Raw genomic sequence first — 15,961 nt, forward strand, 5'->3', positions numbered from 1 at the left:
CTTAGCTCTTGTAAATCGCGAAATAGTCCTGGTATTGCACCAGGTCGGCACGGCTCATCACGAACACGCCGTGACCGCCGTTCTCGAATTCGACCCAGGTAAAGGGCACGTCCGGGAACTGGGCTTCCAGATGGATCATGCTGTTGCCCACCTCGACCACCAGCACGCCATCCTCTTTGAGGAAGTCTGCGGCATTGGCCAGCAGGCGCTTGGTAAGCTTGAGGCCGTCGGAGCCGGAGGCCAGCGCCAGCTCGGGTTCGTGACGAAACTCGTCCGGCAGATCCGACATGTCTTCGGAATCCACGTAGGGCGGATTGGAAACGATGAGATCGTACTTGTCGCCGACCGGCAGATCGCGGAACAGATCGGAGCGGATCGGAATGACCTGCTGCTCCAGCCCGTGATCGTTGATGTTGCGCTCGGCCACGGTGAGGGCATCGACGCTGATGTCGATGGCATCCACTTCGGCTTCCGGGAACTCGTGGGCCATGATGATGGCGATGCAGCCAGAGCCGGTGCACAAGTCCATGATCCGGGTCGGCTCATGCTTGAGGAAGGGGGCGAAGCGGTTGGCCACCATCTCGGCGATGGGAGAACGGGGAATCAGCACCCGCTCGTCCACGTAGAACTCCCAACCAGCATACCAGGCCTTGTTGGTCAGGTAAGCGGCCGGTACCCGCTCCTGCACGCGGCGGATGATGAGCTCGGCGATGCGGTGCCGTTCGCTGGTGGTCAGACGGGAGTGGCGCATGCCCGGATCCACGTCCGGCGGTAGATGTAGCGCGGGCAGTACCAGCTGCACGGCTTCATCCCAGGCGTTGTCGGTACCATGTCCGTAGAAGATCCCGGCGTCGTTGAAACGACTCATGGCCCAGCGCAACATGTCCTGGATGGTGTGCATCTCGGCAACCACCTCATCGATAAATATCTTGTCCAAATCCACCTCCAAGTCGAGTAATATCCGGCCCGAGAATTCTATACAGCGAGCAAGACGAGTACCTGATGAAAAAAACGCCCTCACCGACAGACGAGGAAACCCAGCTGTTCCGCGATGCGATAAAAGGTACCCGGAAAATCAAGCAAGATACCATAAGGGCCGACCTGCGCCCGGTCAAGCAGAAACGCGAACTGCGTGAGAGCCGCGAAAAGCTTGGGGTTGACCACTATTTCAGCGATGAGTACCAGCCCCATCTCGAGGCCGATGGACCGACCCGTTACGTGCGCGAAGATGTGTCAAAATTCGAGCTGAAAAAGCTCAAGCGCGGCAGCTATCCGCCGGAGATCTACCTGGACCTGCACGGCATGAATCAGCAGCAGGCCAAACAGGAGCTGGCGGCCCTGCTGACCCTCTGCCAAAAAGAGAACATCCACGTCGCCTCGGTGATGCACGGCATCGGCAAACATATCCTCAAGCAGCGCATTCCGAGCTGGCTGGCCCAGCACCCGAATGTGCAGGCGTTCCATCAGGCCCCCCGCGAGTGGGGCGGTGACAGCGCCATCCTGGTGCTGCTGGATATCGAGGAGTAACGCTCCCGCCTTCTGGCATGCTCTGACGCACGTCCAGAGCAGCATAAAAAAACCACCGCGACCTGGCGGTGGTTTTTTTATGGGCGCAGACGCCTCCCCTAACCTGCCGCTTCCACATAACGCTTGAAGTTGTCGAGGATCCCCTGCCAGCCCGCCTGCTGCTGGGCCGGGGTGTGGCTCGTCTCGGCATCGAAGGTTTCCTGCACCCAGGTGCCGCCCGGTTCGCTCGCAAACTGCACATCCACCTCGCGCCCGTCATCCATCACGAACGAGAGACGGGTCGGTGCTTCCACCCGGGTAAAGGTGCCGGTGAAATCAAAACCGGCGCTACCATCCTTGGCCGCCATGTGATGGCAAAAACGCCCGCCCACCACCAAGTCGACCCGGCTGCTGGTGGTGTGCCAGTCGCTGGAGGCTGCATTCCATCTGGCGATGCAGTCCGGATCGTTCCAGGCCCACCAGACGGCCTCTATCTCCTGCTCGATATGTGCCTCAATGCTGATTCTTCATGAAGCGCTCCGTGCTAGTTTGCTGTGGGATGACTGGCCATGCCGGCCAGCTCGCTTGCGGATGCCAGCAAGTAAAGCCCAGCGGATGGCGTCGAGCTAGTCCATCTGGCAGGACTGACCATCGCCAATCCAGTGGCAAGGCGTTCCTTCTGTCTACGGGACAAGGATCAAAAACGGCCGCACTATACTGAATATCAATACGTTATTCGCCATGGAGGTTGCATGTTCACACAGGGTTCCCATGCCGACATCAAGTCGTCTCTCGATGCCATCGGTGCCGCCGTTGCGGTGTTTTCCCTTGATGACGACGATCGCTTTACCCTGGTCTCCGCCAACGACACCTTTGCCCAGGCCTTCGAGCTGGACGTGCTGGGCAGCATCGGCAAGCGCCTGAACGAAATGTTTCCCCGCTACATCACCGGCAGCATCGAGCAGCCGATGCATGAGTGCGTGAGCCAGCAGACGGGGCTCGAGAGCGAACTGCCCATCGACACCCTGTCGCGCACCAGCTGGTGGCGTTTTGTCATCTCCCCCATCATTCCCGAGCAGTCACGCATCACCCGCATAATAGTCACCGCCATCGACATCACTGCCAAAAAGCAGCTGGAGGAGGCGCTCAAGATGAGCCGCAAGCGCTTCGAGGCGGTGGTCAACTCCGCCTACGACGGCATCATCAGCGTCAGCAGCGAGTCGCGTATCGAACTTATCAACACCGCCGCCTGCGAGATGTTCGGGGTGGACGAGAGCTACCTCGGCAAACGGCTGGAGACCCTGCTGCCTCAGCGCTTTCGGGCCAACCACGACGGCTACTTCAAGGCCTTCAGCAACTCCCCCATCAACTCGCGCCCCATGCATGCCCGCGCCTCCGTAATGGGGCTGCGCCGCGACGGCAGCGAGTTTCCGCTGGAGGTGACCATCGCCAAGATCAACCTGGGTCAGACCACCGAGATGACCGCCATCCTGCGGGATATCTCGGAGCGGGCCCGGCTGGTGGAGGAACTCAAGGTGGCGGCGACCACGGATCCCCTCACCGGGATCGCCAACCGGCGCCGCTTCGACGAGTTGGTCAAGCTGGAGATGCAGCGCTGTCAGCGCTTCGGCCACACCATGAGCCTGCTGCTGATCGACATCGATCATTTCAAGCAGATCAACGACACCTATGGCCATCAGCAAGGGGATCAGGCCATTCTCAGCCTGGTAAGACGGGTCGCCAAACAACTGCGGGAAGTGGACATGCTGGGCCGCTGGGGCGGCGAGGAGTTCATCGTGCTGCTGCCGGAAACCTCGCTGGAGCTGGCCTGGGCCAGTGCGGAGCGGATCCGCCTCGCCGTCGAGTCGCAGCTACATCAGCTCGGCGCAGGCACCGAGGTATCGCTCACCATCAGCGTCGGCATCAGTGCCAGCCTGGGCCCGCAGGATACGGTGGAGCGCATGGTACGCCGGGCCGATACCGCGCTCTATCTGGCCAAGAAACAAGGGCGCAACTGCTCAAGGAAGGCACTGCCAGATTCCCCCTGACAGACAATACACGCCAGGCCTGAGAAATCACTCAGCAGGCCTGGCGCTTCCGGCTCAATTCAAGGCCGCGGCGCCATGTTTGCTGCCTGGCCGGGCAAAGAAACCCAGCGGCCCGCCAGCGTCGCCACATGCAAGCGACACCTCCAGCACGGCCCCGTTGGCCAGCTGCCACTCGAAGAAGTCGTCAAATCCCGCCACGGTCAGCGCCCGGATCACCTTGGCCACCACGCCGTGCGCCACCAGCAGGACCCTTTCTTGACGGCAGCTCTGCGCCAGTTCCGCCAACCCCTGCCCGACCCGGGCAATGACTTCGTCCAACGATTCGCCGCCAGGCGGCGCCTCGGCCCAGCGGCGGGTGATGTTGCGTGCCCACAGCGCAGGGTAACGCTCCCTCGCCTCTTGCTGGGTCAGCCCCTCGAACACCCCGACATGGCGCTCGCGAAAAGCGGGGGCGAGCGTCACCGGCAGCACCAGCTCGTCCGCCACCAGGGCCGCGCTTTGCCGTGCCCGCAGCAAGGGGGAGCTCAGCAGCCGCTGAAACGGGACCTGCGCCAAGGCCAGCGCCCTTGCCTGCACCCTGATCTGGGCCACCCCAGTGTCGCTCAGACCGATATCCAGCGCCCCCTGATAGCGCCCCTCGGCATTGGCCGGAGTTTGCCCGTGGCGCATCACCACCAGTTGCATTGTCTGTTCCTTTGATTGCGACCGATGCTCGCGCTGCCTCGCCCCGTTCTCACGGCTTGGGGGCAAACTGCTCGAACACCTGCTGACCGGTCAGGGTCGGTGTCTCGTTTTTCAGCTCGTAGAAATCGGGCTTTTCATCGATAAATATCTGACTCGCCAGTTGGAAGGGTTCGCTCTGAAACAGGCCGGCCGGCACTATGTACTCATCCGTCGGCAACAGGTGATAGAAAAGGTGGGTACCGCAGGTGGGGCAAAAACCCCGCTCCGCCCACTCCGAGGAGCGATAGGCCACCGGGGTCAGCCCGCGAAAGCGCACCTCCTTGCCGCAGTGCACCGCAAACAGGGGGCCGCCGGACCAGCGTCGACAGGTGCTGCAGTGACACAACCCCACCTCCTGGTGATCGCTGGCCGAGACCTCAATCCCGCCGCACAGACAATGTCCCTTCATCACTCCTCCTTGTGTCTTGTTGTCGCTTGCCGTTGCTGACGTGACCGCGCCATTGCAGCCACTGCCGGATCAGATGAGTACCATGTTGCGCCCTCGTCGGCCACCGCCCCCATCACAAAACCGGCTGCGGGATGACTCACGAGGCCGGCGGCCAGCGCTCCTGCAATGCAATCCGGTTGCCTTCCAGGTCCTGAAACTCGGCCACCTTGATGCCCTCCCCGACCTTTGTCACCGGGTAGAGCAGTCTGGCCCCGGCCGCCTGGGCCGTCACCATCACCCGCTCAATCTCGCTGACCGCGAGATAGATCCGCGTGCCGTCGATACTGGGCACATAGCTCTCCCCTTTGGCTAAGGCGCCGGAGCACCCCTCCACCCCTTCTGTCAGCGGGAACAGCGCCATCTCGTTGCCATCAATCTGGATCAACTCAAACTCGATGCCAAACACACGGCGGTAAAACGCCGTGGCACGCGCCATATCCGTCACCGGGATTTCAAAATGCATGGCAATATTGAACATGAAGTCTCCTCTGATTTGCACTCATCGGCATAGTGATACCCCATTGCAGGGTAATGACCAATGTTTTCCAACCATTGAGCATGCCTGCTTTGATAAAAATGAATATTCTGGCGATGGATGCCTGGCGAAAGAAGGCGGTAACGTAATAACGGTTCGCTGTCACCAACACCGGCCACAAGAAATATTATTCAACGGCACACGCCCCAAATTAACAAAAGGATCATAGCGATATTTCGACTGACTATACCCCCTCACCCATTGTTATCGGATATTTTTATCACCGAGCACGCTTATACGCTGATAAACATCCAGCACCGCACCTACCCAATTAAACACTGGCTTTATTTTTACAGGCCGGATATCGAAAAGGGGGACAATATGTCCCCCGACTTGGCAAGAGAGATGTGATCCATTGCCGAGTTTATTGATTAAGCCGCTTTACGCTATTTTGCCGGCACCAGCACCCAGGGATCACCCTTGCCCGGTTCATTACCCTGGGTCCACCACTTGGCCTGATAGATGGCGCCCTTGTAGCTCACCTTGTTGCCCGCCGTGTAGACCTTGCTGGCGCTCCAGGCGGCCACATCCCCCACAGGGGGATCGGTCGGATCAACCGGCGCAGGATCCAGCTTGGCCACTACACGCACCTTGGGCCAGTTGGCGTGGGAGCCGTAGAAGTTGGTCACGCACTTCTCGTAATCCCCCGGCACCAGTGCCGAGTAGGCTGTCTGGAACCCCACCAGCTCACATTCGAACGAGTAGCCGCCGGGCCGATCCGGATAGTATTTCCAGTTGCCGTCCCAGTTGGTGTAGAGCACGTCGGTGGCGCCGTTAAGGTTGAGGCTGCCATAAGGAGTCTGCTGCCAGCAGGTGTTCTTCTCGTCGGCCTTGACGGGGATCTGATAGTGCTCGGCCAGCCCTTCCCAGTAGCGGATGCGGTTGACCGGCTGGCCCTTGTTCTTGTTCTGCTCGCCGCACTCGATGCCGCCATTGATGACGTTGATGGTGGTACCGAAGCCGTAGCCGATGCCGGCGGCGATCTCGCGCTGGGAGGGCACCCAGGTGCGATCAATCACGTGCAGCATGGCTGGTTTGGGTGCCTGCGGGGTCAGGAAGAACCAGATGGCGGAGGCGAGGTTGAGCCAGGAGTCCGCCACCAACCCGGGGTTGTTCAGCAGCACGGACGCATCACCGTCAAACATCGCCTCGGAGAAGGCACCGTAGTTGAAGTGATAGGAGAGCTGCTTGGCGCCGCGGCCGAAATAACCCTGGCCTGTGCTGCAGGGCCACTTCTTGTTCTGCCAGTCGTTCTGGCCGCAACCGGTGGTGTAGCCGGTCTGCCCCTCCGACCAGCCCATCTCGCGCACGTGCACCAGCGCCTGCTGCCACTCCTCCAGCGCCAGCGGATTGTCGGAGATATTCTCCTTGGCAATGTGGCCGCCGGTCTCCTGGGCGAAATGGGCAAAGGCGGTGATGATGGATTTTTTGCAGATGGCATCGGCATCGCGGCCATCGGTATATTCGCCGCAAAAAGCCGGGAATTTCCCGACCGCCCGCAAGAAGCGCTCATAGGTATATTCCGGCGCCGCCATCTGGGTTAAATAATCCCAATCCGATTCGGTGAATACCCGCTCGACCCGTTTGACGTTATCCGGATTGCTGGCTGCCCTTGGTTTGATGGCATCGACAATGGTATTGGGCCGTGTCGCCAACGCCTTTGCCCAAATCCCGTACATGGGATTGGCCGTCTTGGTTTTTTCAACCGCAGCTAGATCCGGGGCGGAAATTATATATCCGCCGGCATTTTGCGGGTCGGGTTGAATATTCATGGCATAACTTGGCAATGCGCAGGCAGCCGCAACCAGCCAGGCACAATGTGTAGGCTTGAACATAACAGACAGTCCTTGTGTCAGAATAACGTCGGGATAAGAGTCGTTTCGAGAATAATCCTACAGGTCACTAAATTCACGATGAAAATTAAGAATATTATCGGAACTGTGAGCCAATTCACTTTGTGATGTCCAGCTCAGCTTAAACAAAGAAAAAGAATCCAAACGAAAACATTAAATGTGATCTATCGCCCATTCTTGGAACAGCTGAGACGGCTAGGTAGTCTGCCATCAGCTCATTATTCGAGATGAAAAAATGACTGCCATGATCAGCTTGTCAACCACCATCAATATCGTGAGTCACCGGGTCCACAACCAGATCCAACTTGCGCCAGATTCGCCGCTTTACAACGCCATGTTTTCTGACTTTCCACTCGCCTTCAACAAACACTTTCAGGCCGATCAAGTCGATAACCAGGTCGGTGATGTGTTCCTTTCAGGGCTGCCGGTATGCCACTGTCATAGTACGGGGCCGCTTGCTAACACAACGGTAATCAGAGGCACAAAGCGGTACGTTCATCAGCTCGAACAAAAAGTCGAGCCGCTCTTGAGTTGCCAGCAAAGTGAGACTGAACATTCCCTTGAGCATCAAGGTAGAAATGGTCTGGTCAGTGTAAAGCTGACTGCGGCTCCGCCGTCCGTGATAGTTATGGTGGAACCAGCTGTTCATGACTTCGGCATCAATCCGGAAGGTGAGTAAGCCATTGTTAACAAAGACTTGTTGTATTTAGGCCAATTAGTGATGGGAGGAAGCGACATGCCTATGATGCGAACTAGAAGCGGGCAGGTGGTGATCAGGTTACCCCTCCCTAGTGAGTTCCATCCAAGCTGTATCGATTTGGGCAACAACGCCATGGTCATGACTACAGGGACGAAGGTTACTCCTCATGCAAGGAAAGATGGCATCAGCAACAGTATGTCTATAGTCGGGTGGATAAAACGAGCAAAGTCATCAACAGCAGAATATCTCGAAAATTGTTTGAGTTTGCTTAGCTCGATGTAGAAAAGTTGCTTCATCAGGGCAGGTGGCTCAATTTTAAAGGGAACTTACGTAGGTATTCCCGACAAGAAATGACGCTCACAATATGACGTAACTGAAAACACCAACCCAATCAGGCCTTATGGTTATAAAGTTGCTTACATCTCCCAAGTCAATGAGATAAGTGTTTTATTTTTGAGTGTCGTGGTAGTATCATACTTCTAATAAAATATTAGATGAGTGAGCTGTCAATATTCTACCTACAGCAGAGGAATTGGTTATATGATGAATAAGTTTTCACTGCCAATTGTATCAATGTTCGCGTCTTGCGTCATCGCAGCACCAGCTCCAGGTCAGACTGCGAAAATATTCTATAGTGCAGACATGGAAGTACCTACCGTCTCAACGCTAATCAATGCCATTGACGATATAAACAATAATGAAGATATAACCAAAATCTACTTATATATTAATAGCTACGGTGGTGATATGGACTCTGGGTTGATGGCCGCGGCCGCGATCAGAAGCTCCAAGAAACCAGTGACCACCATAGCTATGTCAACGATTGGTTCTTCTGCCACGCTCATGCTCTGTGCAGCTAAAGACCGTCGAGCCTTGCCTGAAGGCAGCATTTATCTTCATCCTTCTTACACTCATTATGAAGGGGATGTACGCCCCAACAATATTAAAGAGCTGGGTCAGGAAGTGACCCGGTTCAATGACATGTTTAGGAAAGCATATCAACGCTGTACACACCTAAGCCATGAAAGGATTGAAAACATTCTATATAGTGAATCCAATAGAGTCACCTTTACTCCTGATGAAGCAATAGATATAGGGTTAATATCAAAAATCGACCAAACTATTATTGACACCCCCCACTCCTTCTATATCACGGCATCGCATTAATACCATTGCGATGACCGAAGTGCTGGGTTGTTCTAGATATAAATACCAATAAAAATTAGTTTACGTTTGTGCCGTATTGCTGACTAACTCTATCGATAAAAGTCTAGTTATTACTAGATTTAGATATAAAAAATGACTGACATGGAGATCTTGTCAGTCATTTAAAACTTTGGTAACAAGAGGGTAGTTTATCGATTCAGGGTTATGCTTTCACCGCACGGATCAGGATATTGCGGGGGGTCATGGGCTTGTCGCAAAACTCTCCCACCTCCACCCGGTACCCCTGCTCTTGCAGGAAGATGGCACGATCCAGCACCAGCCAGAGTTCCAGCGGGCGACGAAACAGGTGACGCACCAGCTCCATGCGGGCGACATTGCCATAGCGCGCCTCCCCCTTTGCTAAAAACCCGGCGTAGTCGAGGCCGGCCGGCAACACCAGCCCCTTTCGCTCGGCGGCCCAGCCACAGAAATCCTCAAAAGTGCCGGTCAACAGGCTCTTTTGCATGTTGGGCACCGGCAGATACTCATCCACCCCGCGCACCTGGCGCTGCAGGCAGTCAAAGGCTAGCCGCCAGGCCACCTCCTGCTCGCGCAGGCGGGCGATGCGGGCGCCACCGGTGACCGTCTCCTGCAGCGGCAACTTCAGATCGCTCTTGGCAAGCTGCAGCACACTGGCCTTGGCCGGGCCGGAGAGTGGGCGGTAGTGGCTGGTGCGGATCAGGTGATAACAGCAGGGGGAGAGGGTCACCCCCTCAGCACCGCGCGCCGCCACCTGTTCAATCAGATGGGTGTGCAGCTCGCCACAGGCGTGCAGCGCCATGGCGTGATGGGCCGGGGCGATCAGCTGGGCGGTCTCATCGGCGAAGGCGTCGGCACAGACAAATGCCATCCGGGCGCCGTCGCGAGCAGCCAGCTGGCGTCCCTCTTCGCACAATGGTGCCTGCAGCTCCAGGCTCAGCACCTTGGCTTGACGGTGCAGGGAGACCAGCCGCCCCAGGTGACCCTTGCCCGCACACCACTCCAGATAGGGGCCGCGGTGCACGGGCAGGCAGGCAGTGAAGGCTTCAATCTGGGCCTGCTTGCGCCCCGGCATGTACATCGCCATGGTCCGCTCGCACGGGATGGGCTCGGCCGTCAGGGTCGGCAACGCGCTCAGGGCATGCAGCGCTGACCCCTGCGGGATCCAGGGGGCCAGCAGCTCGCACAAGGCAGGCATGTCGCTATCAAGCCGCTCAATCTCAGCTAGCGACAGGGCATTGAGCAGCTCAGCCAGCGCTGGCGCCGCCTTGGCAAAGGCAAGGTCCAGGTGATGATAGGGTTGGTATTGCCACCAGTGCCGGGCTTCGCTCAGCAGTCGATCCAGTTGTTGAAAACGTTGAGCCAGCACGCGCGCCCCTGTTCTGCCGTCAAAATGGAGGCTCATTCTAGCGATCCCGCGTCAAAAAGCACTCTCATGTATGCTGCGTCGTCCTGACGGCGTCGCCATCCCTTTGCGCCAGCAAGTTCCTTTGATGCCCCTGACGGCCGGCAGCGGGCCGACGACCGGGCTTAGCCTGACAAAGAGCGGGGTTTTGTGGTATATTCCGCCCCTTCATTATCTTGGCCTGCCCATCGCGGGCCATTTTACCAACGTGAATGGAACCAAAACATGACCATCAATGCCATCCTGCAAGCGCGCGCGGGCGCCAAGTGTGAACTGTGCGGTGCCGAACAGGCGCTGACTGCCTTCGCGGTCCCCCACTCTCCGGCCAGCGATGATGATCACAGCGTTGCCCTGTGCGACACCTGCCGTGGCCAGCTGGAGCAGCCAGCGACCACAGTGGTCAACCACTGGCGTTGCCTGGGCGACAGCATGTGGAGCCAGGTGCCTGCGGTACAGGTCATGGCGTGGCGCCAGTTGAAGAACCTCTCCGCGCAAGGCGAGGTCTGGGCCCAGGACATGCTGGACATGATGTACATGGAGGAAGAGACCAAGGCCTGGGCCGAAGCAGGCATGGCCAGCGATGATGACGACAGCGTGCCCACCGTTGACTCCAACGGCGCCGTATTGGTCGAAGGTGACTCGGTTACCCTGATCAAGGATCTGGACGTCAAGGGCGCAGGCTTCACCGCCAAGCGCGGCACCCTGGTGAAGGGCATCCGCCTCACCAACAACCCGCTGCACATCGAAGGCAAGGTCAACGGCGTGCAGATCGTGCTGGTCGCCGCCTACCTGAAAAAGGCCTGATCGACCTCAGCCCTGCTAGCAAGAGCGCCCCACGGGGCGCTTTTTTTGTGCCTGCCGATAACACTCCCCCCCTGTTCTCGCTTAGGACCATCGCGACACAAGGCTCTACGCCGGCATGCTGCCTGCCGTTATTTTGAGCGAAAGGTTGGTGTCATCAGCAACCCTGTGGCACTCTGGCGTTTCATGGACTGACCTACCCCCGACACCGTGAGTGTCATCACTGCAAAAGGAGCACGCCAGATGGCCAAAGTCAGCAAGAAAGCGATCAAGCAGAAGATTGCCGCCCGCCTTGAGAAAATTGCCAAGCACGAGAGCAAGATCAAGAAGCTGAAGAAAGCCCTGAAATAAGGACCGGCAGAACAAAAAGACCGCCTGATGGCGGTTTTTTTGTGGCGATATCAGTCGCAAGTCACGTTCAATGGCCATGCTTGCCATCCCCAGGCCACAGTACCAATACTTCCTGCTCCAGCCACCGACCCTGCCTGATCAGATGCATAAGCGCCTCTGCCAGCGGATTGCCCTGCCCGCCTGTCACCGAGGCTACCCACTAGCCTTCTCGCCAAGAACCGCCGGCGCGTTACTGGCAAACTCAGGGTAAACGGCGCAAGCTGGTTGTCATGCATGCCGTCCCGCTGCCGGGTGGGAGCAGGCCGGCGATACCTTCACAGGGGCTTTCATGACGCAACCAACAGCACCGCAACCCGCCTCCTCCTGGCATCTTGCGGACATTCGCGAGCTGACCCGACTGTTCATTCAGGCCCTGCCTGCGACGATACAGCTCACCGAGGCCGTCCATCAGGCGGTATTGAGCGGCATGGGCTTCAAAGGGCGGGAGGAAGGAAAGACGGCGGGGATCACCGGGCTGGTCTACAAGGGAGTACATGGCGCGGCCAGCGCGCTGGGCAGCGGTATCCATGCCCTGCTTGTCCGTCTGCCGCCAGCCCCGTCTTTGCAGCAAATTCCCGACACGCCCAGCCGCGCCGCCCTGCTCGCCACCCTCAATGGCGTGATGGGGGACAAGCTGGTCGAGAGTCACAATGCCCTGGCCACCCCCATGACCCTGCGTTATCTCGGCAGGCCCCTGAGCTGGCAGCCCCTGCCGGCGCAACTGCCCCCTCGCGGGCGAGTGCTGCTGATGGTGCACGGGCTGTGCATGAACGATCTGCAGTGGCAGACCCGGCATCAGGATGCGCCGGTCAATCACGGGGAGATGCTGGCCAAGGAGCTAGGTTACCTGCCCATCTATGTGCGCTACAACTCGGGCCTCTCCATCGTGCAGAACGGTCAAGCACTGGCCCGTCAGCTGGAACAACTGGCGACCCACTGGCCCGGCGGCCTTGGCGAGATCAGCGTGCTGGCCTACAGCATGGGCGGGCTGGTGATCCGCAGCGCCTGTTATCAGGCCAGCCAGAGTGAGATGGGCTGGTCCAGCGCCCTGAAAAACATAGTATTTCTTGGCACGCCCCATCACGGCGCACCGCTCGAATCCGCCGGCCACTGGCTGGAACAACTGCTGCCGGCGACGGCCTACAGCGAGTCATTCGTCAGGCTGGCACAGCTGCGCAGCGTCGGCATCAAGGATCTGCGCCACGGCAAGGTGATGGACTCATCCCCTGCCCGGAATTCCCCTTCCTCCCCCTTCGCCGATCCTCGCCCCCCCTTGCCCCTGCCCGGCGGAGTCCGCTGTTTTGCCATTGCAGCCACCACGGCGGCCAAACGCAGCGTTCTGGCAGATCGGTTGATTGGCGATGGTCTGGTGCCCCTGCGCAGTGCCCTTGGCCTGCATGACGAGGCACGCCACCAGCTCGCCTTTCTCCCCGCCCATACCATGATTGCCTATCGCACCAGCCACATGGCGCTGCTCGGCAGCCCGCAGGTGGCTAATCAGCTGCTGCAGTGGCTAAAGAGCGATCATCAAGAGCAGAGCCCGGCTGGGGAACATGACTCGCAATAGGCCGAAACGACCATTCAGGTTATCTTCGACATAAGGTAAAAAACCGCCAGCTGGCGGTTTTTTTCATTGCCTGACGGTCACATCAGGCGGGCGCGGCCAAATACCCGGATTGAGCTGCCGGGCTCGGGGGGAATTTCGGCATGCAGATGCGACGCCATCCCCATATCCTCCCCTTGAAAGAGATCGATGATGCCGCCGTGAGGCCAGTGCAGATCCCGCAGGTAACCGGCAAAGGCCGCGGTGGCGGCGCCGGTGGCGGGATCCTCATACACGCCACCATAGGCGAAGGGGTTGCGGGTATGAAACAGCTGCTCGCGGGCGGCATACGCCAGCAAGATGGTGACCAGCCCCTCTTGCTGCATCAGGGTCCGTCCCTCGGCCAATTGGTAGTGCATGGCCGCCAGGGCGGCGCGACTGTTGAGCGCCAGCACCAGATGATCGGCGCCGCCATGAATGAGGGCCGGTGGAATGCGGGGATCCAGATCTGCCTGGGTATAACCAAACAGCGCCAGCGCGGCACTCACCAGTTCGGCAGGGGCTGGTGAGCTGCGGGTGGGGGGCGATTGCAGCGCCGCCTGCCACTCCCCTTCCCCATCCAGCCAGCTCGAGACCGAGATGGTGGCCTGATTGAGTTGCAGTTGATACTCGCCGGCACCAACCCGGCGGGCCAGCGCCACCCCGAGGGCAATGGTGGCGTGCCCACAAAACGGCACCTCGGCGGCGGGAGAGAAATAGCGAACCCGCCACTGCCGCGGGCCGGCCTGCTCATCCACCGGCGTTGCGGGCGTGGGCAAGGGCGCGGCGAACGCTGTCTCCGAAAAGCCCACTTCGGCGGCGATGCGCTGCATCTCTTCGACACCGGGCAGCTGCGGCCCCAGCCAGACCCCGGCCGGATTGCCCCCCCTGGCACCGGTGGAGAAGGCGGCAATGCGCACCAACTCGGGTTTCCATTCACGCTCTGTCATCGCTCGCTCCTGACTGTCGCCGACATAATTGGCCTGCGCTTGCCGCGGGCCGCTTTCCATAAGATAGCGAGCCCGCTGCGGCCGGTAAATTAAATGGTGCGCGGGTGCCGCTTGGGCGCCGCAGATCCGGGCGACAGCAGCTACGTTTGATGCGTGTCTGTATAAGGTCCTGTTGTGGAGCACCCTATGTATTCTTACACCCTCACCTTCAAGGAGGAGGTCGACAAGCTGACCGCCCCCGAACATGAAATCAGCCTGCACACTCCCGCCCAGGCCGGTGATTTCATCATCCTCTCCGATGGCAGCCGTCATCAGGTGATGTTTGTCACCCACCGTGCCCACTACAGCAGCCTCTACCTCGACAAGGGGGTTCGAGTGCCGCAGGGCTAGCGAAGCCGTCAGCCGTTGCAGATAATCGTTGCAGACAACAAAAGCGCGGCTCTTGGCCGCGCGTTGAACGTTCCGGGCAGATCAAGGGATATCAGAGCACCTTGATCACCGGCTGGTGCATGATGGCAACCTCGTTCTGATAGACCACCAGCTCGCCCGGCGGCATGCCCCGTTCACCCAACACGGTCACGACGCACTCGTAGCGGTAAGGGCCGCTGGTGAATAGATAGGTGTGGTTGCCTCCCGTCCCCTCCACCCTGACGGCGCCATTTTTCAGCACCAGATCCGGCTTGTCAGCGAGCGTCTTGCCCTTGGCCCAGGAGGCATAGCGATAACGGCCGTCACCCAGCTCGTCGATGCGAATGGTAAATTTCGCGGTCTGCCACATCAGCGCGGGGCTTTTGTACTCCCGCACACTGGGATGCAGCTCGCTCTTCTGCCTGGCGATAAGCTCGGCTTTCAATTTGGCGGCCTGCGCCGTCTGATGATTGATACCGATCACCTTGCCATCAAAATCCAGCCACACCTTGCCACTGCCCAGCATGATGCCGCGCCAGCCCATGGCCTGCCAATCCTGCCCGACCCGGGAGCTGGCAATGCTGTTTAAAATGGCGTCATCAAACACCTCGTCGAAGCGGGCCACCATCTCGGACGGGCTCTTGATGACCGGGATGGGATACTCCTGCTTGAAGGGATACTTGATCTGACGGGCAAGGACCTGTGGATCCCGCCCCTTGGCGGCATCGATCACCTTCTGTACCCGAGGACGATACTCGGCGCCGAGCTGCGGCTCCTCGGCATCAACTGGCGCCATGGCCAGCAGCCAGCCCAGCAGCGACACCAGCACAAGCGACACCCAACTGCGCGCACGCCTTGACGACCGAGCGACGTTCAAGGAAACCAGCCACTGCATCTTGCTCATGCCACCTCCTCAATCAGCTTGGCCATCATATATTCATCGACATATGCACCATCGACCCTCATCGTATTGCGTTTGACCCCTTCCACCTCGAATCCGCAGGCGCGGTATAGCGCACAAGCCCGGGCATTGTGACACATGACGCTCAACTCCATACGGGTAAAGCCATGCGCCCTGGCCCACGCCTCCAGCGCAGACATCATTTTTTTGCCAAAGCCCTGTCCAGTTGCTGAGAGTTGAATGCCGATAACGCAATACAGTACATGTTTGTTGCGATTTGCCGGTTGACCGATGCCCACAATAAAACCAGCAATCTCGTCATGCTCCGACAGTACCAGCATGACTTTGTTGTCTGCATTGACAAACGAGGCCAATATTTGAGCTTGCTCGATCTCAGTCGTGGTGCGCTCACCCGGCTCATAGAGCATAAAAGTTGTTTCATTGTCGAGTCTGTTCATCAGGGCCAGTATGCTATCTGCATCCGATACCTGGACTTGTCTTACTTCCATCTATTTTCCCCTCCATG

The 15,961-nt window shown here is 58.6% G+C and carries 16 protein-coding genes and 1 pseudogene; 6 read left to right on the forward strand and 11 right to left on the reverse strand.

The annotated features are described in order from the left end of the window. Position 1: 1 nt before the first annotated feature. Positions 2-937, reverse strand: a complete 936-nt coding sequence (gene prmB / locus AACQ43_RS13330) for a 50S ribosomal protein L3 N(5)-glutamine methyltransferase (protein ID WP_168967585.1) — start codon at positions 935-937, stop codon at positions 2-4. Between the two features lie 65 nt (positions 938-1,002). Between prmB and smrB the strand changes: the two genes are divergently transcribed. Beyond that, complete coding sequence (gene smrB / locus AACQ43_RS13335; RefSeq protein WP_011706199.1) at positions 1,003-1,527, forward strand: endonuclease SmrB; 525 nt, start codon at positions 1,003-1,005, stop codon at positions 1,525-1,527. Positions 1,528-1,625: 98 nt separating this feature from the next. Here smrB and AACQ43_RS13340 read toward each other — a convergent pair whose 3' ends face one another. After that, on the reverse strand, positions 1,626-2,030 hold the full coding sequence (locus AACQ43_RS13340; protein ID WP_168967619.1) for an SRPBCC domain-containing protein: 405 nt from the start codon (positions 2,028-2,030) through the stop codon (positions 1,626-1,628). A 228-nt stretch (positions 2,031-2,258) separates the two neighbouring features. Between AACQ43_RS13340 and AACQ43_RS13345 the strand changes: the two genes are divergently transcribed. Further along, a complete protein-coding gene (locus AACQ43_RS13345; RefSeq protein WP_168967586.1) occupies positions 2,259-3,554 on the forward strand; it encodes a sensor domain-containing diguanylate cyclase in 1,296 nt (431 codons plus the stop codon). A gap of 54 nt (positions 3,555-3,608) precedes the next feature. Here AACQ43_RS13345 and AACQ43_RS13350 read toward each other — a convergent pair whose 3' ends face one another. From AACQ43_RS13350 to AACQ43_RS13370, 5 genes and pseudogenes are all read right to left on the reverse strand, one after another. Next, positions 3,609-4,238 (reverse strand): histidine phosphatase family protein, encoded by a 630-nt coding sequence (locus AACQ43_RS13350; protein ID WP_168967587.1) that lies wholly within the window; start codon positions 4,236-4,238, stop codon positions 3,609-3,611. Positions 4,239-4,287: 49 nt separating this feature from the next. Continuing rightward, a complete protein-coding gene (locus tag AACQ43_RS13355) occupies positions 4,288-4,686 on the reverse strand; it encodes a GFA family protein (protein ID WP_168967588.1) in 399 nt (132 codons plus the stop codon). Between the two features lie 136 nt (positions 4,687-4,822). Next, on the reverse strand, positions 4,823-5,203 hold the full coding sequence (locus AACQ43_RS13360) for a VOC family protein (RefSeq protein WP_168967589.1): 381 nt from the start codon (positions 5,201-5,203) through the stop codon (positions 4,823-4,825). A gap of 443 nt (positions 5,204-5,646) precedes the next feature. Further along, positions 5,647-7,095, reverse strand: coding sequence for a chitinase (locus AACQ43_RS13365; RefSeq protein WP_146062653.1), 1,449 nt, complete (start codon positions 7,093-7,095; stop codon positions 5,647-5,649). A gap of 286 nt (positions 7,096-7,381) precedes the next feature. Next, a pseudogene (locus tag AACQ43_RS13370) lies at positions 7,382-7,857 on the reverse strand (transposase); the annotation flags it as partial. 496 nt (positions 7,858-8,353) lie between these two features. Between AACQ43_RS13370 and AACQ43_RS13375 the strand changes: the two are divergent. Further along, on the forward strand, positions 8,354-8,980 hold the full coding sequence (locus AACQ43_RS13375) for an ATP-dependent Clp protease proteolytic subunit (RefSeq protein ID WP_211162544.1): 627 nt from the start codon (positions 8,354-8,356) through the stop codon (positions 8,978-8,980). 202 nt (positions 8,981-9,182) lie between these two features. On the opposite strand, the gene AACQ43_RS13380 is transcribed toward AACQ43_RS13375, so the two are convergent. Further along, positions 9,183-10,403, reverse strand: coding sequence for a methyltransferase (locus AACQ43_RS13380; RefSeq protein WP_168967590.1), 1,221 nt, complete (start codon positions 10,401-10,403; stop codon positions 9,183-9,185). Between the two features lie 225 nt (positions 10,404-10,628). Between AACQ43_RS13380 and AACQ43_RS13385 the strand changes: the two genes are divergently transcribed. Next, positions 10,629-11,207: a PhnA domain-containing protein gene (locus AACQ43_RS13385; RefSeq protein ID WP_016350625.1), complete on the forward strand. Its 579-nt coding sequence runs from the start codon at positions 10,629-10,631 to the stop codon at positions 11,205-11,207. A gap of 676 nt (positions 11,208-11,883) precedes the next feature. Continuing rightward, positions 11,884-13,161 (forward strand): lipase family alpha/beta hydrolase, encoded by a 1,278-nt coding sequence (locus tag AACQ43_RS13390; protein ID WP_168967591.1) that lies wholly within the window; start codon positions 11,884-11,886, stop codon positions 13,159-13,161. A 77-nt stretch (positions 13,162-13,238) separates the two neighbouring features. Here the strand turns inward: AACQ43_RS13390 and AACQ43_RS13395 are convergent, their stop codons facing one another. Beyond that, positions 13,239-14,126, reverse strand: coding sequence for a PhzF family phenazine biosynthesis protein (locus AACQ43_RS13395; RefSeq protein ID WP_168967592.1), 888 nt, complete (start codon positions 14,124-14,126; stop codon positions 13,239-13,241). Between the two features lie 186 nt (positions 14,127-14,312). On the opposite strand from AACQ43_RS13395, the gene AACQ43_RS13400 reads away from it, so the two are divergent. Further along, a complete protein-coding gene (locus AACQ43_RS13400; RefSeq protein ID WP_024946319.1) occupies positions 14,313-14,516 on the forward strand; it encodes a hypothetical protein in 204 nt (67 codons plus the stop codon). 91 nt (positions 14,517-14,607) lie between these two features. Here the strand turns inward: AACQ43_RS13400 and AACQ43_RS13405 are convergent, their stop codons facing one another. Beyond that, complete coding sequence (locus AACQ43_RS13405; protein WP_168967593.1) at positions 14,608-15,438, reverse strand: hypothetical protein; 831 nt, start codon at positions 15,436-15,438, stop codon at positions 14,608-14,610. Beyond that, entirely contained in the window at positions 15,435-15,944 is a 510-nt protein-coding gene (locus tag AACQ43_RS13410; protein WP_168967594.1) for a GNAT family N-acetyltransferase, read from the reverse strand. Before AACQ43_RS13410 ends, AACQ43_RS13405 begins: the two co-directional genes overlap by 4 nt. Between the last annotated feature and the right edge of the window lie 17 nt (positions 15,945-15,961).

Source organism: Aeromonas sp. DNRA1, assembly GCF_963888745.1.
GTDB lineage: Bacteria > Pseudomonadota > Gammaproteobacteria > Enterobacterales > Aeromonadaceae > Aeromonas > Aeromonas hydrophila.